Origin of the sequence: Curtobacterium sp. AG1037, from assembly GCF_003349855.1 — a bacterium.
GTDB classification, from domain to species: Bacteria; Actinomycetota; Actinomycetes; order Actinomycetales; family Microbacteriaceae; genus Curtobacterium; species Curtobacterium citreum.
On record NZ_QQAO01000007.1, the window covers coordinates 39,010 to 60,409 of the forward strand.

Annotated in this window: 19 protein-coding genes and 1 tRNA gene; 13 read left to right on the forward strand and 7 right to left on the reverse strand. The window is 70.4% G+C overall.

The window, feature by feature from the left end:
* Window positions 1-66 precede the first annotated feature (66 nt).
* The 5 genes from lysS to DEU32_RS11390 all read left to right on the forward strand — a co-directional run bounded on the left by lysS (window position 67) and on the right by DEU32_RS11390 (window position 3,649).
* Window positions 67-1,569: a lysine--tRNA ligase gene (lysS, locus tag DEU32_RS11380; RefSeq protein WP_114850641.1), complete on the forward strand. Its 1,503-nt coding sequence runs from the start codon at window positions 67-69 to the stop codon at window positions 1,567-1,569.
* Window positions 1,570-1,660: 91 nt separating this feature from the next.
* On the forward strand, window positions 1,661-1,864 hold the full coding sequence (locus DEU32_RS11385; protein ID WP_058742233.1) for a hypothetical protein: 204 nt from the start codon (window positions 1,661-1,663) through the stop codon (window positions 1,862-1,864).
* A 42-nt stretch (window positions 1,865-1,906) separates the two neighbouring features.
* Window positions 1,907-2,038, forward strand: a complete 132-nt coding sequence (locus DEU32_RS17535) for a hypothetical protein (protein ID WP_257222156.1) — start codon at window positions 1,907-1,909, stop codon at window positions 2,036-2,038.
* Window positions 2,039-2,101: 63 nt separating this feature from the next.
* Window positions 2,102-2,233, forward strand: coding sequence for a hypothetical protein (locus tag DEU32_RS17540; RefSeq protein ID WP_257222155.1), 132 nt, complete (start codon window positions 2,102-2,104; stop codon window positions 2,231-2,233).
* 345 nt (window positions 2,234-2,578) lie between these two features.
* Window positions 2,579-3,649, forward strand: coding sequence for a sigma-70 family RNA polymerase sigma factor (locus tag DEU32_RS11390; protein ID WP_058742232.1), 1,071 nt, complete (start codon window positions 2,579-2,581; stop codon window positions 3,647-3,649).
* 156 nt (window positions 3,650-3,805) lie between these two features.
* Here DEU32_RS11390 and DEU32_RS11395 read toward each other — a convergent pair whose 3' ends face one another.
* Window positions 3,806-4,741: an NAD(+)/NADH kinase gene (locus tag DEU32_RS11395; RefSeq protein WP_058742231.1), complete on the reverse strand. Its 936-nt coding sequence runs from the start codon at window positions 4,739-4,741 to the stop codon at window positions 3,806-3,808.
* Between the two features lie 145 nt (window positions 4,742-4,886).
* Between DEU32_RS11395 and DEU32_RS11400 the strand changes: the two genes are divergently transcribed.
* Window positions 4,887-7,406 carry an ATP-dependent Clp protease ATP-binding subunit gene (locus tag DEU32_RS11400; RefSeq protein ID WP_114850642.1) on the forward strand — a complete coding sequence of 840 codons (2,520 nt, stop codon included), beginning with the start codon at window positions 4,887-4,889 and terminating at the stop codon, window positions 7,404-7,406.
* 256 nt (window positions 7,407-7,662) lie between these two features.
* Here the strand turns inward: DEU32_RS11400 and DEU32_RS11405 are convergent, their stop codons facing one another.
* Together DEU32_RS11405 and DEU32_RS11410 are read right to left on the reverse strand one after the other, a co-directional pair.
* Window positions 7,663-8,466 carry a hypothetical protein gene (locus tag DEU32_RS11405; protein WP_147281454.1) on the reverse strand — a complete coding sequence of 268 codons (804 nt, stop codon included), beginning with the start codon at window positions 8,464-8,466 and terminating at the stop codon, window positions 7,663-7,665.
* A gap of 112 nt (window positions 8,467-8,578) precedes the next feature.
* Entirely contained in the window at window positions 8,579-9,031 is a 453-nt protein-coding gene (locus DEU32_RS11410) for an SRPBCC family protein (protein ID WP_114850644.1), read from the reverse strand.
* A 113-nt stretch (window positions 9,032-9,144) separates the two neighbouring features.
* Here DEU32_RS11410 and DEU32_RS11415 point away from each other — a divergent pair, with 113 nt between their 5' ends.
* On the forward strand, window positions 9,145-9,687 hold the full coding sequence (locus DEU32_RS11415; RefSeq protein WP_058742237.1) for an amino-acid N-acetyltransferase: 543 nt from the start codon (window positions 9,145-9,147) through the stop codon (window positions 9,685-9,687).
* A gap of 64 nt (window positions 9,688-9,751) precedes the next feature.
* On the forward strand, window positions 9,752-10,438 hold the full coding sequence (locus DEU32_RS11420) for a hypothetical protein (protein WP_141859791.1): 687 nt from the start codon (window positions 9,752-9,754) through the stop codon (window positions 10,436-10,438).
* Window positions 10,439-10,669: 231 nt separating this feature from the next.
* Here DEU32_RS11420 and DEU32_RS11425 read toward each other — a convergent pair whose 3' ends face one another.
* On the reverse strand, window positions 10,670-10,876 hold the full coding sequence (locus DEU32_RS11425; RefSeq protein WP_022904520.1) for a cold-shock protein: 207 nt from the start codon (window positions 10,874-10,876) through the stop codon (window positions 10,670-10,672).
* A 381-nt stretch (window positions 10,877-11,257) separates the two neighbouring features.
* On the opposite strand from DEU32_RS11425, the gene DEU32_RS11430 reads away from it, so the two are divergent.
* Window positions 11,258-11,641 carry an SseB family protein gene (locus DEU32_RS11430; protein ID WP_114850646.1) on the forward strand — a complete coding sequence of 128 codons (384 nt, stop codon included), beginning with the start codon at window positions 11,258-11,260 and terminating at the stop codon, window positions 11,639-11,641.
* Window positions 11,642-11,831: 190 nt separating this feature from the next.
* Here the strand turns inward: DEU32_RS11430 and radA are convergent, their stop codons facing one another.
* Both radA and DEU32_RS11440 read right to left on the reverse strand, forming a co-directional pair.
* The gene (gene radA / locus DEU32_RS11435) at window positions 11,832-13,193 is read right to left on the reverse strand and encodes a DNA repair protein RadA (RefSeq protein WP_114850647.1); all 1,362 of its coding nucleotides are present in this window, start codon (window positions 13,191-13,193) and stop codon (window positions 11,832-11,834) included.
* Between the two features lie 10 nt (window positions 13,194-13,203).
* Complete coding sequence (locus tag DEU32_RS11440) at window positions 13,204-14,229, reverse strand: SGNH/GDSL hydrolase family protein (RefSeq protein WP_167509966.1); 1,026 nt, start codon at window positions 14,227-14,229, stop codon at window positions 13,204-13,206.
* A 141-nt stretch (window positions 14,230-14,370) separates the two neighbouring features.
* Between DEU32_RS11440 and DEU32_RS11445 the strand changes: the two genes are divergently transcribed.
* From DEU32_RS11445 to DEU32_RS11455, 3 genes are all read left to right on the forward strand, one after another.
* Window positions 14,371-14,460: transfer RNA gene (locus DEU32_RS11445), tRNA-Ser, on the forward strand.
* 541 nt (window positions 14,461-15,001) lie between these two features.
* The gene (locus tag DEU32_RS11450) at window positions 15,002-15,523 is read left to right on the forward strand and encodes a hypothetical protein (RefSeq protein WP_141859793.1); all 522 of its coding nucleotides are present in this window, start codon (window positions 15,002-15,004) and stop codon (window positions 15,521-15,523) included.
* Window positions 15,524-15,543: 20 nt separating this feature from the next.
* A complete protein-coding gene (locus DEU32_RS11455) occupies window positions 15,544-15,930 on the forward strand; it encodes a hypothetical protein (RefSeq protein WP_147281455.1) in 387 nt (128 codons plus the stop codon).
* A 468-nt stretch (window positions 15,931-16,398) separates the two neighbouring features.
* Here DEU32_RS11455 and DEU32_RS11460 read toward each other — a convergent pair whose 3' ends face one another.
* Window positions 16,399-19,083, reverse strand: a complete 2,685-nt coding sequence (locus DEU32_RS11460; protein WP_229666911.1) for a CBM35 domain-containing protein — start codon at window positions 19,081-19,083, stop codon at window positions 16,399-16,401.
* Window positions 19,084-19,285: 202 nt separating this feature from the next.
* Between DEU32_RS11460 and DEU32_RS11465 the strand changes: the two genes are divergently transcribed.
* A complete protein-coding gene (locus DEU32_RS11465; RefSeq protein WP_114850652.1) occupies window positions 19,286-21,385 on the forward strand; it encodes a glycoside hydrolase family 36 protein in 2,100 nt (699 codons plus the stop codon).
* Window positions 21,386-21,400 lie beyond the last annotated feature (15 nt).

Below are 21,400 nucleotides of genomic sequence, written 5' to 3' on the forward strand. Positions count from 1 at the left end.
GTCCGAGCGCGAAGCGCCGGGTACCATCGGAGCGTCCCCCACGACCCCATCGGAGCCGCACCAGCAATGAGCGAAGAGACCGCCGCAGAAGCCCTGTCCGCCGAGGAGACCAGCGAGCAGCGACAGGTCCGGCTCGACAAGCGGACGAAGCTCCTCGACGCCGGTATCGACGCCTACCCCGCCGAGCTCCCGATCACCACGACGATCCCCGCGGTCCGCGAGCAGTACGCCCACCTCGAGACCGGCGAGGAGACCCAGGACGTCGTCGGCATCGCCGGCCGCATCGTGTTCTCCCGCAACACCGGCAAGCTCTGCTTCGCGTCCCTGCAGTCCGGCGACGGCTCCCGCATCCAAGCCATGGTCTCGCTGGCCGAGGTCGGCGACGAGTCCCTGGCCCGCTGGAAGGAGTTCGTCGACCTCGGCGACCACGTCTTCGTGCACGGCCGCGTGATCTCCTCGCGCCGCGGCGAGCTGTCGATCATGGTCGACGACTGGGCGATGGCGGCCAAGGCGATCCTGCCGCTGCCGAACCTGCACAACGAGCTCAACGAGGAGACCCGGGTCCGCCAGCGGTACCTCGACCTCATCGTCCGCGACCAGGCCCGCGCGATCGTCCGTGCCCGTGCCGCCGTGATGGCGTCCCTGCGCAGCACCTTCACCGGCCACGAGTACCTCGAGGTCGAGACCCCGATGCTCCAGACGCAGCACGGTGGCGCCTCCGCCCGACCGTTCGTCACGCACTCGAACGCGTTCGACACCGAGCTGTACCTGCGCATCGCGCCCGAGCTGTTCCTCAAGCGCGCGGTCGTCGGCGGCATCGACCGCGTCTTCGAGATCAACCGCAACTTCCGGAACGAGGGCGCCGACTCGTCGCACTCGCCCGAGTTCGCGATGGTCGAGGCCTACCAGGCGTACGGCAACTACGAGCAGATGGCCGACCTGACGCAGGAGCTCGTCCAGAACGCCGCGAAGGCCGTCACGGGCGGCTCGCTCGTCGTCACGCTGCCGGACGGTTCCGACTACGACCTCGGCGGCGACTGGGCGCGCATGGACATGTACGAGTCCCTGTCCGAGGCATCGGGTCACGAGATCACCCCGGAGACCCCGCTGTCCGAGCTGCAGGCGCTCGCCGACGCCGAGGGCGTCGAGGTGGCGCACGCCACGCACGGCAAGTACGTCGAGGAGCTGTGGGAGCACTTCAACGGGGACGAGCTGTACGCGCCGACGTTCGTGATGAACTTCCCGGTCGACACCTCGCCCCTCACGCGGCAGCACCGCACGCGCCCCGGCGTGGTCGAGAAGTGGGACCTGTACGTCCGCGGCTTCGAGCTCGCGACGGCCTACTCGGAGCTCGTCGACCCGGTCGTCCAGCGTGAGCGCTTCGTCGAGCAGGCGAAGCTCGCCGCCGGCGGTGACCCCGAGGCGATGCGCGTCGACGAGGAGTTCCTCCGTGCCCTCGAGCACGCCATGCCCCCGTCGGGCGGCATGGGCATGGGCGTCGACCGCCTCCTGATGGCGATCACCGGGCTCGGCATCCGCGAGACGATCCTGTTCCCGCTGGTCAAGTAGACGGACCGGTCACGTCCCGCCCGGCCTGGAGGCGCGGTGCGGGTCCGCCCCGCACGGCGCCTCCCACGGTCGGCCGGGTTATGATCGCCGGGTGCCGCAGGGAGTCGTGACCGGGATCATCTTCGCCGTGACGCCGACGATCGTCGTCGGCCTCATCTTCTGGTTCGTCATGCGCGCGATCATGCGGGCCGACCGGACGGAGCGCGCGGCCTACGCGAAGGTCGAGGCCGAGGAGCGCGCCCGCTTCGAGCGCGAGCACGGCCGTCCCGCCCCGGCACCGACCTCGGCCGAGTAGCCGCTTCACCCCGCGTTCACCCGTCGGTGGTGCACTGACGCGGTGGATCCCGCAGAGCTCGACGCCGAGGACGCCTTCGGACATCCGGTGCTGCCCGACGCGGTCCGCGACGCGTCCTGGCTGGACGACGAGGACGACCTCGACGACCTCGACGAGGACGACGTGGACGTCTGACTGTCCGCTCCCGGCCACCGGCCGTTCACCGCGCCGTCGCCCGGCGGCGTGAGCATCGTCGGCATGTCCACCACGCACGTCTTCACCGGTCGCAGCCTCGTCGGCGACATCGAGAGCGAGTACGACGAGTTCGACCGCGACGCCGACCTCGAGGTCTCGAAGCGACGGGACGGGTGGCTCGAGCCCTCCTGGTGAACCCCAGATCGTCCTCCTTCGGGGTACGTCACGCCGGATCGAACCGATCCCGGCCGACGTACCCCGTTTTCGTGTCCACGGGACGCGGTCGACCGGGGTACACCCTCGGCAACGTTGATGAAACACCCCTGCAACACCGGAAACACGGCGACATCCCCTTGCGCCCGGGCATCGAGGCGGACCATGCTGTCGACCAGGACGTACCCCGCGGGGGACAGTTCCGGCGGTGAAGCACGAGGTTCCCTGGGAATCGATCCGATCGGTTTGTGGGGTACACCTTGGACCGCTTTACTCGTCAACACCCCCCACCGAGGCCATCACCGTCGAACCGCAGGGAGAGTCACCATGACGATCGCGACCGCAACACCGAAGACGACGACCACTGGCACCACCGCGCGCCGCACCAAGAAGGCTGCAGCAGCGAAGACCGCGGACGCCGCGGTGGAGACCACCACGCTCGACACCGAGGTCGAAGCCGACGAGCAGCTCGCGGGTGTCCGCGGCGCCTCGGTCGACCAGGTCGGCGACTACCTGCGCCACATCGGCCGCCTCTCGCTCCTCACCGCCGAGGAAGAGGCGGACATCGCCCGCCGCATCGAGGTCGGCCTGTTCGCCGAGGAGAAGCTCGCCACGGAGCCCGGCATCGACAAGACCCTGCAGCGCGAGCTGCGCTGGCTCGTCCGCGACGGTGAACGCGCCAAGGAGCGCATGATCACCTCGAACCTCCGCCTCGTCGTGAGCATCGCGAAGCGGTACTCGCAGCGCGGCCTGCCGTTCATGGACGTCATCCAGGAGGGCAACCTGGGCCTCGTGCGTGCCGTCGAGAAGTTCGACTTCACGCAGGGCTACAAGTTCTCGACGTACGCCACCTGGTGGATCCGCCAGGCCATCTCGCGCGGTCTCGCCGACAAGGCCCGGACGATCCGCATCCCGGTGCACACCGTCGAGCTCATCAACAAGATCTCACGCACCGAGCGCGACCTGACCGTCGACCTCGGCCGCGCGCCGATGCCCGACGAGGTCGCCGCGGAGCTCAGCATGAGCACCGAGGAGCTCCTCGACCTGAAGGGCCGCTCGCACGAGCCGGTCTCGATCCACACCGTGGTCGGCGACTCGGACGACAGCGAGCTCGGCGACTTCATCGAGGACGAGGACGCCGCGAGCCCGAACGAGCTCACCGAGACGACGCTCCTGCACCGCGACATCCGCTCGATCGTCGCGGAGCTGCCGAGCGACGAGGCGAACGTCATCCGGATGCGCTACGGCCTGGACGACGACAAGCCGATGACGCTCGACGAGATCTCGAAGATTGTGCACACGACCCGACAGGCGGTCAGCCGCGTCGAGTCCCGTGCGAAGCTGCGCCTGTTCGCGAAGGCCGTGAGCCAGGACATGCAGCTGTACCTGACCGACTGAGGTCAGCAGGCTTCGGCCGGCGCGTCAGTGCCGGCACGGGGAACCGGGCCGTCCTGTGGGAAGGCGGTCCGGTGGGGTGATGGGACGGCCCGTCCAGGCACTGCCTGGGCGGGCCACTCGTCCGTCTGCCGACGAGTCCTGGCAGCCGACCGGTCGTCAGCCGTCCTCGAGGTCGCGGTTCAACCGCTGCCGCAGGTCCTGCGGGATGAGCTCGATGAGCTGGTCCGGGCGGACCGGCAGGTCGAGCAGGCTGAGCTTCACCCGGCCGGTGCGTCCGTGCCGCTCGGCGTCCAGGCGGACCACGCTCGCGGCGTCCTTCCGCAGCCGGACGTCGATCTGCGCCCCGGTCGCGACCTCGCCGACGACGAGTCCGTCGACCTCGAGTGCGGCGCTCCTCGTGCCCTCGGCGATGTCGAGTCGGTAGCGCTCCCGCGCAGCGAGCACCACGGCGCGGTCGATCCCGGCCATCGGCGCCACCGGGGTCACGACGGAACCGGAGAGCGCGGGGGAGAGCACGGGACCGCCGGCCGCGTAGTTGTACGCGGTGGACCCGGCCGGGGTGGCGGCGACGATGGCGTCCGCGCGGTAGTAGCCGTAGCCGAGCCCACCGACGCTCAGGTCGGCGGAGACCTGGCCGGCGCCGGGACGTCGCACCACGGTGAGGTCGTTGAACGCCAGGTAGTCGGTCCGTGCACCGCTCCAGGACAGCCGGGCCTCGAGCGCGTGGTGCGGCTCGAGCTGGTACTCGCCGGCGGACAGCCGGTCGAGCGCGGCCTCGAGCTCCGGCGGCTCGATCTCGACGAGGAACCCGACGTTGCCGTAGTTGACGCCGAGCACCGGCACCGGGCGCTTGGCCACCAGGCGCATGGCCCCGAGCATCGTGCCGTCCCCGCCGAGCGCCACGACGAGGTCGATCTGCTCGGTGAAGTCGTCCTCCTCGACCACGTCCACACCGCCGCCCAGGCGCTGCGCGTCCGAGCGGCGTGCGACGAGCCGCCCCTGTCCGGAGGCGTTCCACCGCTGCAGGGTCGCGACGGACTCCTGCACGTTCTTGGTGGGGTGGACGACGAGGCCGACGACGGGCTGCTCCATGCCCCGAGGGTACCCACCACACCCCGCCCGCCCACTGGGCGAAGCGAGGTCACGCCCACGGCGAACAGGGGCAGCCCTCCGGGGGTCCGCTGGTTAGTCTCGATGTACGTCACCGAGCTCCCACGAGCCCGGCAAGGGAGAGCACATGTTCGAGAGATTCACCGACCGAGCCCGTCGTGTTGTCGTCCTCGCTCAAGAAGAAGCGAAGATGCTCAACCACAACTACATCGGCACCGAGCACATCCTCCTCGGCCTCATCCACGAGGGCGAGGGCGTCGCCGCCAAGGCGCTGGAGTCGCTCGGCATCTCGCTCGATGCCGTCCGCGAGCAGGTCCAGGACATCATCGGGCAGGGGCAGCAGCAGCCGACCGGGCACATCCCGTTCACGCCGCGCGCCAAGAAGGTGCTCGAGCTGTCCCTGCGCGAGGCGCTGCAGCTCGGCCACAACTACATCGGCACCGAGCACATCCTGCTCGGCCTCATCCGCGAGGGCGAGGGCGTCGCCGCACAGGTGCTCGTCAAGCTCGGCGCGGACCTCAACCGTGTCCGCCAGCAGGTCATCCAGCTCCTGTCCGGTTACCAGGGCAAGGAAGCGGTCGCCGTCGGCGGCGAGACGCAGCAGAACGCCCAACAGGGGTCGCAGGTCCTCGACCAGTTCGGTCGGAACCTGACCCAGGCCGCGCGCGACGGCAAGCTCGACCCGGTCATCGGGCGCGAGAAGGAGATGGAGCGGGTCATGCAGATCCTCTCCCGCCGCTCCAAGAACAACCCCGTCCTGATCGGTGAGCCGGGCGTCGGCAAGACCGCGGTCGTCGAGGGCCTCGCCCAGGCGATCGTCAAGGGCGACGTCCCGGAGACGCTGAAGGACAAGCAGCTCTACTCGCTCGACCTCGGGTCGCTCATCGCCGGGTCCCGCTACCGCGGTGACTTCGAGGAGCGCCTGAAGAAGGTCACGAAGGAGATCCGCACCCGCGGCGACATCATCGTCTTCATCGACGAGATCCACACGCTCGTCGGTGCCGGCGCTGCCGAGGGCGCGATCGACGCCGCGTCGATCCTCAAGCCGCTCCTCGCCCGCGGTGAGCTGCAGACGGTCGGTGCGACCACGCTCGACGAGTACCGCAAGCACTTCGAGAAGGACGCCGCACTCGAGCGTCGCTTCCAGCCGGTGCAGGTGAACGAGCCGTCGCTGCCGCACGCGATCAACATCCTCAAGGGCCTCCGCGACAAGTACGAGGCGTTCCACAAGGTGTCCATCACCGACGGTGCGATCGTCGCCGCGGCGAACCTGGCGGACCGCTACGTGCAGGACCGCTTCCTGCCGGACAAGGCCATCGACCTGATCGACGAGGCCGGTGCACGTCTCCGCCTGTCGATCCTGTCGGCGCCGCCGGAGCTCCGCGAGTTCGACGAGAAGATCTCGACGGTCCGCGGGTCGAAGGAAGCCGCGATCGAGGAGCAGGACTTCGAGAAGGCCGCGAGCCTGCGCGACGAGGAGAAGAAGCTCCTCGGCGAGCGTCTCCGCCTCGAGAAGCTGTGGCGTGCGGGTGACGTCGCCGCGTCCGGCACCGTCGACGAGGGCATCATCGCCGAGGTCCTGGCGCAGGCCACGGGCATCCCGGTCTTCAAGCTCACGGAAGAGGAGACCTCGCGTCTCGTCTTCATGGAGAAGGCCCTGCACGAGCGCGTCATCGGCCAGGAAGAGGCCATCTCGGCCCTCTCCAAGACGATCCGCCGCACCCGTGCCGGCCTGAAGGACCCGAACCGTCCCTCCGGCTCGTTCATCTTCGCCGGCCCCACGGGCGTCGGGAAGACCGAGCTCGCCAAGGCCCTCGCGGAGTTCCTGTTCGACGACGAGGGTGCCCTGATCTCCCTCGACATGTCGGAGTTCGGCGAGAAGCACACCGTCTCGCGGCTGTTCGGTGCCCCTCCCGGGTTCGTCGGCTTCGAGGAGGGCGGCCAGCTCACCGAGAAGGTGCGTCGCAAGCCGTTCTCCGTGGTCCTGTTCGACGAGATCGAGAAGGCCCACCCGGACATCTTCAACTCGCTGCTGCAGGTCCTCGAAGAGGGTCGCCTGACCGATGGCCAGGGCCGCGTGGTCGACTTCAAGAACACCGTCATCATCATGACCACGAACCTCGGTTCGCAGGGCATCGCCGGTGGCCCGGTGGGCTTCCAGGTCGAGGGTGACTCGGCCGTCGGCTACGACCGCATGCGCTCGAAGGTGAACGAGGAGCTCAAGAAGCACTTCAAGCCCGAGTTCCTGAACCGCGTCGACGACACGATCGTGTTCCCGCAGCTCTCGCAGTCCGAGCTGCTGCAGATCGTGGACCTGTTCGTGAAGCGCCTGGCGGACCGCCTGCTCGACCGCGACATGACGGTGGAGCTCACGCTCGCCGCCAAGGAGCAGCTCATCAAGGTCGGCTTCGACCCGGCACTCGGTGCCCGGCCGCTCCGCCGCGCGATGCAGCACGAGGTCGAGGACCAGCTGTCCGAGCACATCCTGCAGGGTGAGCTCAACGCCGGCGACCACGTGAAGGTCGACTTCGCTGAGGGGACGTTCCAGTTCGAGACCGGGCGTCAGCCTGGTCGCGAGGAGGTCCTCGCCGGGGCGCCGACGCTCGAGAAGGCGCCGGAGACCCCGCAGGGCGAGATCGAGTCCTAGGACCGGACCAGACCCGACCACACGACGGACTGGAGGCGCGGTGCCAGCTGGCACCGCGCCTCCAGTCCGTCGTGGTTCCGATGTGCGTGATCCGGCTCGCGCCGGACCGGACCCCCGTCCGGGGGTAGCATCATGGTCGTGCGAGGGTTCCCCCCCAACGCCTCGTGCACGATGTCCGGCTGGTTCCCCCCAACAGGTCGGACGTCAGTGGCCCCGGTCCTTCGGACCGGGGCCACTTGCATGCGCACGGGCGGGATCAAAGCGCCGCAGCGAAGGCGCGGACGGCGCCCTCCCAGCGGTCCGGGTCCTCGTTCCACTCCAGGGTGTGCCGGGCGTCGCGGAAGGTCTCGATGCGGGCACCCCGTGCCGCCAGGCGGGCGACGTCGTCTGCGGCGACGAGGGCGTCCGCCGCTGAGTGCAGCACGAGCGTCGGCGTCCCGTCGTCCTGCCACCGGGTCGCGGTCAGCGGGTACGGAACGCCCGCCAGACGGCTGAGCCCGGGGGTCGTGGCCACCCGCACGGCGACCGTGCCGACGGCGGCCGGGAAGCGTGCGGCCGTGACCGCTCCGCGGAGCGCCGAGCGGACGTCGAGCAGCGGGGCCACGCCGACGATGCCGTCCACGGGCGTGCGGGCCGCGGCGGCGGATGCGGCGAGGGCCCCGGCGGACCAGCCCTGCAGCACGACGCGCTGGGCACCGCGGGCCCGGGCGGCGTGGGCCGCGGCGGCGATCCGGTCGACGGCGGCCGGGTCGAGGGAGCGGAGTGGTAGGTCCGTCGTGTCGACGACCTGGTTCGAGGCACCGAGCGACCGCCAGACCCGCAGACCACGGAGGACCTGCTGCGGGCCGATCGACTGGCCGTGGACGTGCACCACGTGCGTCTCGGCGACACCGTCGGGTTCGGTGCCCGGGACGTCCTGCTCGTCGGCGTACACGAGCTCGGACTCCGGCGGGGTGAACGGCGCGGGACGGAGGAGTCGCCGCGCGGCAGCCGCCCCGAGGGCCACGCTGCCCGCGCTCGCGATGACCGTGCCGGTGAGTGCGGTGCGCAGGAGCTTCATGGTGCCCACTCTGCCACCGCCGGGTGCGCGGACCCGGCGCGACCACGGACCGACGGGAGGCGCGGTGCCAGCTGGCACCGCGCCTCCCGTCCGTCAGTGGGTCCGGACCGTCTCAGGCCTGGACGTCGCCGCGCCAGCCCGGCTCGGTCGGTGCGTTCTCGACGCGCTCCTTGAAGTTCTGCAGGTCCTTCTTGACGGCGTGCCCGCCGACGCCGACGGCGGAGCCGAGCTTCTCGAGCAGGCCCGTGGGCTCCCAGTCGATCTGCGCCGTGACCCGCGTTTCGCTGTCCGACAGCTTGTGGAAGGTGACCACGCCGGCGTGCTCGACGTCGCCGTCCTTGACGGTCCACGCGACGCGCTCGTCCGGGTGCTGCTCGGTGATGACGGCGCGGAAGTCGCGCTCCTGGCCGGCCACCTTGACGGTCCAGTCGGTGGTCTTGTCGTCGATCTGGACGATCTTCTCGACCTCGTCGAGGAACTCCGAGAACTCCTCGAACCGGGTCCACTGGTCGTAGGCCTGGCGGACGGGGACGGTGACGTCGACGGTCTCGATGATCTGGGGCATGCTCGCTCCTTCGTTCGGTCCTGAGTGCACCTGGGACGGTAGGCGCGGGCGGCTGGGCGGCGTCCAGGGCGGTGTCCCCCTGCTCGGGCGGCGGGCGTCCTATGCTCGAACGGATGACTGGACACGCCAAGCACGCGTTCGACGAACGGGACGAGCACGGGATCCGCGTGCGACCGGCGCTCGCGTCGGACGTGCCGCACATCCAGCGGCTCATCGCGCCGTACGTCGACCGGCGCATCCTGCTCGGCAAGGAGAACGTCGCGCTGTACGGGTCGATCCAGCAGTTCCGGATCGCCGAGGGTCCCGACGGTGTGCCGATCGGGTGCGGCGCCCTCGCCGTGTTCTGGGACGACATCGCCGAGGTGCGCACGCTCGCCCTCGACGAGCGGTGGATCCACAAGCGCGTCGGGCACCGGATGCTCGAGGCGCTCGAGCACGACGCCCGCGAGCTCGGCGTCGCCCGGATCTTCTGCCTGACGTTCGAGGTCGAGTTCTTCGCGAAGCACGGGTACCTGGAGATCGGCGAGCAGGTCGTGTCGCCGGACGTCTACGCCGAGCTCGTGCGCTCGTCGGACGAAGGGGTCGCCGAGTTCCTCGACCTGGCCCGGGTCAAGCCGAACACCCTCGGCAACACCCGCATGCTGAAGATCCTCTGACGCTTTCGACGGTGCCTCGGCGTCGCGTCCCGGGCGTGGGGCGATCCCGTCCTACCCTGTGCGCATGTCCTCGTTCCGCCACCCCGTCGGCCCCGAGTCGTCCGGTGTCTACTGGCGTCGTCGTGCGCTCGTCGGCGGGGTCCTGCTGCTCATCGTCGTCGTGGTCGTCCTGATCGTGGTCGGCCGGGGGAGCGGGGCGTCCTCGGCGTCGGCGCCCGGGGCGACGGCGTCGGCATCGGGGTCGGCAGCGGGTTCGACCGGCGGTGCTGCCGGTTCCGCAGCCGACTCTGCTGCTTCCGCTCCTGCTGCGCCGTCCGCATCGGCTTCTGCGGCGGCGTCCGGATCCGGGTCGACCTGCTCGGCGGACCAGATCACGCTCGCCGCCGTGCTGGACAAGACCGTGTACGGCCCCACCGAGGACCCGAAGATCGCGATGTCGATCACGAACACCGGCTCGGACGCCTGCCACATGGACCTCGGCTCGGCGCAGCAGGTGCTGACGATCAGCTCCGGTGACGAGCAGTACTGGTCGTCGAAGGACTGCCAGACGAACGGCACGAACCAGGACGTCACGATCAAGGCCGGGCAGACCCTGACGACGCCGTCGATCACGTGGGACCGGACGCGCTCGTCGACGACCACGTGCGACTCGTCCCGTCCGGCGGTCACCGGTGGGGGTGCGAGTTACCACCTGCAGGTGGCGGTGGGGGACCTGAAGTCGGAGAAGTCGGCGCAGTTCGTCCTGAACTGAGGCGCTGGCGGCCGGCGGTGGCGTCGCGTGTCGGCGGCGTGCGTTGCGCGTCGAACCAGGTTTCCGACGTCGAACCAGGCGCTTCCGCTGGTTCGACGTCGCTTCCGTGGTTCCGTGCGCGGCGGCGGCGGCACGGCGACGGTGCGGGCGGCGCGAGCGCCGTGACCGCCCGGGAACGCAGAACGGGCCCGCCGTCCGAAGACGACGAGCCCGTTCGAGAAGCTGAGGTGATCAGCCGATGACGGAGATGTTCTCCGCCTGCGGGCCCTTGCGGCCCTCGGTGATCTCGAACTCCACCTTCTGGTTCTCCTCGAGCGACTTGTAGCCGTTGCCAGCGATCGCGGAGAAGTGCGCGAAGACGTCGGCGCTGCCGTCGTCCGGAGCGATGAAGCCGAAGCCCTTTTCGTTGTTGAACCACTTGACGGTGCCAGTTGCCATGATGGCGTTTCCTTACTTTCTTGCCAGGCGAGATATCGCTGCCTGTCTTGCGAGGCGACACGTACTGCCGCCGATCCACCGACGGATTGTCGTCAGATCGATGCGCCCCGCGGGCATGGGCCGGCGGAACGGGTTCGGGGCCAGGCGACCTGAGAGGGTCAGTGACCGTTGGCGCTCGAAGGTGCAGAGCACCAGAAGAACGATGGACTCCCGCCGAGGCGGTTGTGACCAACCTACCGTGCCGAACGGCCCCAGCGGGAGTCCCGTGACGACATCTGTGCACGAGGACAGCGTTCCACCGCCGCTTTCCGCAGTCCCGCGCCGTCCGAGCGGCGCGTGGTGCGGTCACGGGAGCGCCGCGGAAGTGGTGGACTAGAGGCGATGGCAGACAAGGAACAGCGCTTCCGGAGCGAGCAGCTCGAGGAGGCCCTCGCGAAGCAGGACGTGGCAGCGGTGGCGTTCGCCCTGCGCAACGACATCGTGATCGTGCCGCGGCTCGTCACGGGCAAGAAGGACATGCAGGTGCGCGTCTTCGGCCGCGAGGGGTCCGACAAGCGGATCCTGCTGCTGTTCTCGTCCGCGGACGCGTACACGGCGATGGTGCCGGACGAGAAGATCAGGCAGGTCATGGTCTACGACGGGCCCCGGCTCGAGGAGTTCCTCGCTGCGCACCTCGACTCGCTCGAGGGTGTGTTCTTCGACATCGCCGGGCCGCACACGATGCAGTCGACCCCTGCGGACCTGCTGGCGGCGCTGCGCGCCTGACGCGGTCGGGGTCGGTCCTGCCAGTGCGGCTGGTCCGACGGTCGCGGCGGTCCGGTGGTCCGGTAGTCGCGTCAGTCGGCAGGGTCGGCAGGGTTGGCTGTTGCGGCAGTCGGCCGCTCCGGCCTGGAGGATCGGATCGCCCCCGTCCCGCCGGTTGCTTCCTCCGGTGGCCGGGCTGGCGTGCGCCGGGTCAGAACGCCCGGTCGAGCTCGCGTTCGCGCGCGGACTGCGTCATCGAGAAGGCCACCCGGAGCGCTTCGCGGAGGTGCTCCGACCCCGCGCCGAGCACCGTCGTGAAGCCGAGTCGTGCGGCTTCGCTCGCCCGTTGCTTCGCCCCCGTGGCCGGCCGGATCTCGCCGGCGAGGCTGATCTCGCCGACCGCCGCGAGCGTGTGCGGGTACGGGCGGTCCCGCGCGGCGCTCGCGAGCGCGAGGGCGATCGCCAGGTCGGCGCCCGGTTCGGTGAGCTTCATGCCGCCGACCGTCGACACGTACACGTCGGCGTCGGAGAGCTTCAGCCCGGCACGACGTTCGAGCACGGCGAGGAGCATCGCGACCCGGGACGCGTCGACCCCGTTGACCACGCGGCGCGGCTGGGGTGCGGAGCTCGGCACCACGAGGGCCTGCACCTCGACCGGCAGGGCCCGACGCCCCTCCATCGCCACGGTGACGCACGTGCCGGACACCGGCGTGCCGTTGCGCGACATGAACAGTCCGCTGGGGTCCGGGACCTCGTGGATGCCGTCGCCGGCCATGTCGAAGCAGCCGACCTCGTCGGTCGGACCGAAGCGGTTCTTGAGCGCCCGGACGAAACGGAGCGCGGTCTGGCGGTCGCCCTCGAAGTGGCACACCACGTCCACCAGGTGCTCGAGGAGCCGCGGCCCCGCGATCGTGCCGTCCTTCGTGACGTGCCCGACGATCAGAACCGGCAGCGCCCGCTCCTTCGCCACCCGGATGAGCGTGGACGCGACCTCCCGCACCTGCGAGGTCCCGCCCGCGATGCCGTCGACGGTGCTCGACGAGATCGTCTGCACCGAGTCCGCGATGACCAGGTCGGGCTGGACCTGGTCGATCTGGCCGAGGATGACGCCGAGGTCGACCTCGCTCGCCAGGTAGAGCTCGTCGTGCATGGCGTTCGTGCGCTCGGCGCGGAGTCGGACCTGGTCGACGGACTCCTCGGCGCTGACGTAGAGGACGCGCTTCCCCGTCGCCGCCGCGCGCGAGGCGACCTCGAGCAGCAGCGTCGACTTGCCCACACCCGGCTCGCCCGACAGCAGCACGGCTGCGCCGGGGACGATGCCGCCGCCGAGGACGCGGTCGAACTCGCCGATGCCCGTGTTCCACCGCTGCACGGCGGTGCCGGTCGCCTGGGTGATCGGACGGGCCACCCGTGCTCCGGCGACGGCGACCGGAGCGGTGCCGCGGGAGCTCGCGGCCGCAGCGGTGGTGTCCTCGACCGTGCCCCACGCCTGGCACTCGCCGCAGCGGCCGACCCACTTGATGCTGCTCCACCCGCACTCCGAGCAGCGGTACAGGGACTGGGTGCGCGCCATGACGTCGAGGCTAGGCCGCTCCGCCGACATCACCCGTCCGCCGGCCCGGGGCGGTGTCGGAGTGGGAGCTGATGCTGGTGCTGCCCTCGTTCTCGCTCTCGCTCTCCTGCTGGTGCGGCAGCGGGATCGAGCCCGTCATCCGATGCCGGAGCCGCTCCACCCGCCCCGGTCGCTCGCTGTGGTCGAGCTCCGCCGCGTGCTCTGTGTCCTGCTCCGCACGCGCAGTGGCGACCGCGCCGGCCTCGCGCCCGAGGTCCTCGGCCTCTCGCGCGGACAGGTACTGCCGGATCGCCGCCACCGTGTCCACCCGGGCGTCCACCGCGGGCTCGAACGCGCTCGCCCAGATCTCGTAGCCGCGGTCGTTCGGGTGGAACAGGTCGCCGTAGCTGTTGAAGAACGTGCGACGAAGCCCCACGCGCTTCGTGATGACGTGCAGCGGTGCCACGGTCAGCCCGAGCTCGTCGGCGACCCGGTGGACGATCTCGTTCGCCACCGCCACCTTGCGCTCCCGGTCCGGCACGAACATGCACGGCAGCTCCGCGACGATCGCGTGGGAGGGCACCGCGCTGTAGATCGCCCGGATGTTCCGCTCGAACTTGTCCGGGTGGAAGTCCGCGATGTCGTTGGCGCCGATCGACACCGTGCAGATGTCCGGGGTGTGGTTCCGGAGCTTCGGGAGCTGGTCGTTCTTCGCCCCCCACGTCGTCGACCCAGAGACGCTGAGGTTGACCACGCGCACGGACATCCGCGACCGGTGTCGGATCCGGCGTGCCAGGAGCCCCACGTACCCGCGTGCCGGCGTCGTCGCTCCGACGCCCTGCGCCGCCGAGTCGCCGATCGCCAGGTAGGTCAGCTGGCCATCGTGCTGCAGGCGCTCCCGCCACCAGTCCGCGTGCACGGGCAGCATGTCGACCACCCGCTGCGCAGCGGCGCGCTGCCCGCGGACCCCGGCACGGGCGCCGAAGAGCCCACCCCCCACGACGGCGAGTCCGCCGAGGACCGAGGTGAGCAGGGCGACGATGGTGCGCGTTCTCATGCCGAGGACGGTACGCGGGCCGGCTCGTCCTCGACTCCGGCCGAGCTGGACTGTGGACAGGAGGTCGGACAGCACCGCCTGTGGAGGGTGGCCGAGCTGCGGTGGTTCGACGCGCCTCCCGGATCGTGTAAACTCTTCCCCGGTACCGTGTCCGAGCGGCCGAAGGATCATGTCTCGAAAACATGTGTGGGGGCAACTCCACCGTGGGTTCAAATCCCACCGGTACCGCCACAGAAAACCCCCGTTCACGCGGGGGTTTTCTTGTTTTCGGGAGCGCCGACGGTGCGTCCTCGGCGCAGACCCCCGCGAGACGCGCTTGTCGGCCCCCGCGGCGCTGAGCGGACGGTGCGGTCCGTGCCGCGGCAAGCGTCGTCGATCGAACAGTTGCGATGCGGGCCATTGCCGCGGTGCGGGTCACACCCCTTGCAGTGACCTGGTCCTGCGTCTGTCTGAGGACCAGGGAGTCCCGCCCGTAGGCTCAGAGGCATGCGTTGGACAGCGGTCACAGTTGTGCTGGTGTTCCTCGGCTTGGTTCTGACCGGGTGCGCCGTCTGGCTCATCGCGCAAGGCAGCGGATTCGGTTGGCTTCTTCTCGCCGCGGACGTGGTGCTCGGGTTCGTGAAAGTGCGTGCGCACCGTCGGCGAGGGACGCGCACCACTGTCGATCGGTAGACCAGCGAGATCCGCGGCGCATGGCACGGTTCATGGTCCGTTGGGCACATGCAGGTCGATGCTCGTGGTCGGCGGCGACCCCGCCGCTTACGGTGGCCGAGTGCAAGACGTGCGCAGTCCGAGCCTGATGCGACTGCTCGTCACGCTCGCAGGCCTGCTGGTCCTGGCCGGAGCGCTCGTCATCGGCGTGCTCGCCACCGTCGGCACCGCAGCGCAGCACGCGCTCGGGCCCTCGCGGACCGCGGACGGCAGCACCTGCAGCCCGCTCAGCGGTGAGTGCAGCCAGCTCTCGCGTTCTGCCGTCGAGCAGATGGTCGGGATCACGCTCCCGGCAGGAACACGACTCGTCTCCTCCGGGAGCCGGGACATGTTCAAGGCGTCCGAATCGTGGGCGGTGGCGTGCGTGCCGGAGGCGCAGCGAGTGTTCGACGCGGCCGAGGCCGACGGCTTCGTCCCGCGCACACCCTCCGACTACCCGGAACGCCGCGACTGGTCCGACAAGCAGCCTACGGACCTCGAGGTGCATCGAGCGGCGGAACTCGGAGCCGACCAGTGGCTCCAGCTCGGAGGAGCCTGCTCGGGCGGCTCGTACGTCTACCTCGGCCACTTCCTCGACAAGTGAGCGCCTTGCGAAGCTCGAGCGTGCGCGCCGCCGCGAGGCTGACAGGGATCCTGCCGAGTGCAGCCGTCGTCGTCCTCATCGCGCGGACCATCGCCTGCGTCCTCGCCTGTCTGCGCCTCGCTCCGATCGACGCGGCGTGGGAGGCCGACCCTGAGCGTCTCCGCGGCGTCCTGCACGCTCAGCCAGCGGGTGTCTGGGCCGCGCGGCGGGCTCTCGCCCTGATCTGGATGGCAACTGTTCCCGTGGCGATGGCCGCGACGATCCTGGCTGCATCGGCCATCGACCGCTTCTCCGCGCAGGGTGCGGTCCACACCTTCGCGCAGACGGTCACAGTGCTTGGGGTCAGCACTTCCATCGCGGGTGTTGTCCTGGCAGTGCTCGTCGTCCTCGAGACCCTGAGCTCCTGACGGACCTCTTCGGGGCAGGCCCGATCGCCGCGCGTGCTCCGTGCGTCACGATCAGCGCCGCCGGCGAGGTCGTCAACTGCGGCGGGTAGGTCGTGCCCGACCACCACATGCCGTCGGACTGGCCGATGACGCCGATGCCGGACCCGGCGGAGCGAGGGCTGACCGTGACGATCGGCCACGGGAACCCCCCCCGCTTCGGCGGGCCCTCTTCTCTGGCCGAGCCGCTGGAGATCGGTCTAGGTGCTGCCCGTCTTCGGCGATGACGGCAGCCTCGCGAGCGTCGAGGTGACGTCCTTCCTCACGGAACCGGACGGCATCCCTGCGTGGCGTTCCCCGACCGCCCGGTGGCCGCGCTGATCTCTGCAGCGGCGTGAGCGCGCGAACGGCGGAGGGCCCGAGGCCGTTCCGCCCCGGACCCTCCGCCTCCGGCCGACAGCGGCGCGTCCCGACACGCGCCGCTGTCGACGGTCACCGCGCGACCGTGGTCGCGCTCCCCGCGGTCAGCTTCGCCAGCGTGACCACGTCGACGTCCGGTGCGTAGGCGCCGGCGTTGCCGAGCGTGAGGGATCCGCTCGCCGTGGTCAGGTCGAGCGGGATGCTCGTGTCCCAGAAGCTGTTCCACGAGTACCCGTTGCGGAACGTGCCGCGCGTGGTCGCACCGCCGGCCTCCGTGACGTCGAGGAACCGGTTGACGACCTGCGGGTTGTAGTTGAGGTTCGACGACTGGTCGGCGTTCGCCGCCGACACGGTCAGGACGTACGCCCCGGCGCCGAGGGACGACGGACGGGTCAGGGTCGCGGTGTTGCCCGCGCCGTTGCCCAGGTACCCGAGCTTCGTGACGACCCCGTTCGCGTCCGCATCGCCGTTCGAGCCGGCCGATGCCGGGATCTGGACGGCACGGGCGGACCCGGCGAGCGTCAGGGACTCACCCTGCACGCGCACCGCGTTGGCGGTGGCGGTGTCGGCGGCGCGCTGCGTCGACCCGCGGACGGTCGTGATGCCGGTGACCGTCGCCCCGTTCGGCGCCCCGACCCGCAGCTCCGAGATGCCCTGCGGCAGCCAGAGCCGGACGGTGGTGCGCCAGGAGCCCGCACCGCTGACCGAGCCGAGGGACACGTTGCGGCCGCCGACCGACAGGGTCAGCGCCGAAGCGCCGGTGGTCACGGAGTCGACGCTGACGTCCTGGTAGCCGGACTCGAGCGTGGAGACGAAGAACGTCGCCGAGCCGGAGCCGGACAGGGTGGCGCCGCCGTTGGCCGCCGACGTGCTCGACCCGTAGGTCATCGTCGCCGAGCCGGCGAGCCGGGCATCGACCGCGGGGTAGGTGTCGGTGTCGCCGATCGTGACGTTCTGCACCGTGAAGCGGTCGAGCGTGATGTCGGCACCGGGCAGGACGTTCGTGCCGTCCTTGCTCGCCCGGAGCGAGAACGTGTGCGACCCGGCTGCGAGCTGCACGAGCACCGAGGTGGTGCCCCGGTACGTCCAGCTCTGGTCGGCCGAGTACTTCACGAGCTGGTTGAACGTGTCGTCGACGAACAGCGCGTGCTGACCGGGCTGTCCGTTCGCGCCGCCGAGCACGGTCAGTCGGTAGGTCCCGGCGGTCGGAGCGTTCACCGTCCAGGTCGCGGCGCTGTCGGCCTTGTCGAACGCCCCGACGTCCTTCCCGCCGGAGGCCATGCCGTTCACTGACGACGGGTCCTGCGTGTACACCGTCGCGTCGGTCAGGGTGGTGTTCTCGGCCTCGACGGTGCTGACCGCTGAGGTGTCGACCGCGGGACGGTTGGCCCGCGCCGGGGTGACCTCGACCTGGTAGGCGGCGTAACGGTCACTGTTCGGGACCGTGACGCTGAGCGTGCCGTTCGACACGGTCGCGCGCTGCGAGACGATGACGGGCGGCTGCTGGGAGAGCCCCTCCTTGCCGTTGAGCCGGTCCGCGCGCACCGTGACGTCGACGGAGCTGCCGAAGACGCTGCTCGACAGGCCGGTCAGGTCGACCGAGACGTCGTTCGTTCCGCCTCCGAGCAGGACCGTGGCCTTCTTCGCGGTCGTGTCGATCGACGCCACGCCCTGCAGCGTGTCGGTCGTGTTCGGCTGCGGCGGGGTGACGGTCGCGGTCGTGCCGGTCAGGTCGCCGTACCACTTGTACAGCCACCACCCGCCGTTCGCGCTGTTCGTGCGAGAGGAGTTGTCGTTGAGGTTGCCGGCGTAGTTCCAGTACGCGGTCTGGGCGTCGACCTTCTGGTCTTCGAACATCGAGATCCACTGGACGAGCTGTCCGGGCACGCCCATGTCGCGCGGGTTGCCGTACTCCGTGATGTTCACCGGGATCGCCGACAGGCCGAGGTTCGACAGGATGCCGCGGTACGTCGACATGTTCGTCCGAAAGTTCGCGAGGCTGCCGGGGTTCAGCTCGTGCCAGATCGTGACGTCCGGCAGCTGGTTCTGCGCCTTGGCGTAGGTCAGGAAGTCGGTCGTGCGGTCCGCGTGGAACGACGAGTCACCCATCGCGCCGATCTTCGCGTGGCCGAGTCCGTGCGCCGTCCAGACCTGCTGGATGGTCGTGTACACGGCGGACCAGTCGGACAGGAACTGCGACTTGTCGTTCGTCCAGTTCGTGTACCAGTCCAGGTCGGGCTCGTTGAACGGGATGAAGACGTACTGCTTCGGGTGCGCCGACTGCGTGGCGATCGTCTCGGCTTCCTGCTTGACGATCGGCAGGTAGTCCCACACGCCGTCGTTGTTCGCGTCGCCGGGGCGGTTGCCGCCGTTGTAGGGGAAGTCCGGGTAATGGTCCTGCATGTAGACGTACTCGTCCTTCCCAGCGCCGGCGAAGAACGACGGTTCGACACGGAGCGCGTCGCCGGTCGGGTGCTGTGCGCCTCCCGGCGGCTTCTGCGACGTGTTCGTGACGTGCGCTCCGTCGACGAGCGCCTGGGTCGGGTTGCCCAGGTCGCCGAGACCGTAGAGCGTGCCGCCGGCTCCACCGCGGACGGCTCCGGTGGACGATCCGAACGCGACGCCGAGGTGGTCGACGGTGGCAGCGGACGCCGTGGGTGCGATCCCGACGAGTCCGAGGGCGGTGAGGGCGGCGACCGAGACGGCCGCGGCGAACCCGGGCGCGCGACGGCGACCGGGAGTGACAGGACGTGGCACTTCGTACTCCTTCGTACTGGGCCCCTGAGTCGGGACGATCGGAACCCTAGGTCGTGAAAGCGATTTCAACAAGAGGTGAAGACCGCGATCGTCTGGCCGCTCAAGTCGAGATAGCGATTTCACAATTGCTCTTGCATCACGCATTGAAACCGCTATCATCGCCTCACGGCCCACCGTCGGGCCCCACGACGAGGAGGCAGCGTTGCCGCAGTTCGACTGGACCCCGCAGGGCGTCCACCTGGCGTTCCGACACGACGAGGACCGTCCCCTGAGGGTGACGCGGTTCGTCGGCCGAGGTGCCGACGCGTGCCTCGGCGACGACGTGCCCCTCGTCGAGGTGCTCGCCGTCGGCTCCGGGCACACACTCTCCAACGACCGACTCGTGCAGACGTCGATCGGCGCCGCACTGCGGTACCGCTCGCACGACGAGCCGGCTGCCGACACCCTCGTGGTCCACCTCGGCACGGAGGGCACCACGCCGGCCGTCGCGGTCGACGTGACGCTCCGCGCGGTCGACGGTGCGGTGCGGTGCGTGTCCACGGTCCGGAACGCCGGTGCCGAGGCCGTCCTGCTCACCTCGGTCACGAGCTGGGCGAGCGGTCTCGGGCGGGACGCGGGTGCCGAGCGCCCACTGCTCCCCTCGGACTGGTCCCTCATCGAGGGTGTGAACGACTGGCTCGGCGAGGGGCGCTGGACCACCCGACCGCTCCGCGGTGTCCTCCTGCCGGAACTCCACGAGGAACTCACGGGCCACACGCCCCGGTCCGCCGTCACCCGCACGGCGGCGGGGACCTGGTCGACCGGTGGGCACCTGCCCGTCGCGGGCCTGACGGCGCCGGGCCTGACCTGGTTGTGGGAGGTCGAGCACAACGGTCCCTGGCGGTGGGAGGTCGGCGAGCACGTCTCCGACTGCTACGTCGCGGTGTCCGGGCCGACGGACCGCGACCACCAGTGGTCGGTGTCGCTGGAGCCCGGTGACACGTTCACGACGGTGCCGGCGACCGTGGCGCTGGGCCGGGACCTGCCGACCGCGGCGGCTGCGATGGCCGCAGCCCGGCGGCGGAACCGTCTGCCGCACGCCGAGAACACGGTGCCGACGATCGTCTTCAACGACTACATGAACACCCTCGACGGCGATCCCACCACCGACAAGCTCCTGCCCCTCGTGGCCGCGGCCGGCCGTGTCGGCGTGGACACGTTCTGCATCGATGCCGGCTGGTACTCGGACACCGCGGACTGGTGGGACACCGTCGGAGCGTGGGAGCCGTCGCGCACCCGCTTCCCGAACGGGCTCCGCGAGGTCGTCGAGGCGATCCGGGACGCCGGCATGACGCCGGGCCTGTGGCTCGAGCCCGAGGTGGTCGGGGTCGGCAGCCCGGTCGCCGACCGCCTGCCACCCGAGGCGTTCCTGCAGCGCCGTGGCCATCGTGTCGAGGAGCACGACCGGTACCATCTCGACCTCCGGCACCCCGCGGCCCGCGCGCACCTCGACGCCGTCGTGGACCGCCTGGTCGCGGAGTTCGGCATCGGCTTCTTCAAGCTGGACTACAACATCGACGGCGGTCCGGGCACCGACCGGGCGACGGACAGCGTCGGCGCCGGACTGCTCGAACACAACCGGGCGCACCTCACCTGGCTCGAGGGCGTGCTCGCGCGCCACCCGGACCTGGTGCTCGAGAACTGCGCGTCCGGCGCGATGCGCGCGGACCCCGCCGTGCTCGCGCGGACGCAGCTCCAGTCGACGTCGGACCAGCAGGACCCGCTGCTGTACCCGCCCATCGCAGCATCCGCGAGCCTGTCGGTGCTGCCCGAGCAGGCGGCGAACTGGGCCTACCCGCAGCCGGACCTGTCCGACGAGCAGAACGTCTTCACCCTGGTCACCGGGCTCGCCGGACGGTTCTACCTGTCCGGGCACCTGGACGGCATGACGAACGACCAGACGGCCCGGGTCCGCGAGGCAGTCGACGCCGCGCGGTCCCTCCACCGGGACCTCACCGACGCGGAGCCGTCCTGGCCCCTCGGCCTGCCCGGGTGGACCGACCGCTGGGTCGCGGCCGCCCGGCACACCCCGTCCCGCACGGTCGTCTCCGTCTGGGACCGGGGAGACGGCCCGGACGAGACCGTCCTGCACTTCCCGACGCTCGCCGGCCACGCCTGCTCCGTCTCCACGATCTTCCCGCGCGACCTGCCCGGATGGCAGGCCGCGTGGGACGCCGACACCGGCACCCTGTCGGTCCGCACCACCGTCACCACCCCGACGGCTCGGACCTTCTCCCTCACTCCGACGGCGCCGTCGGCGTGAGACACGAACACCTCG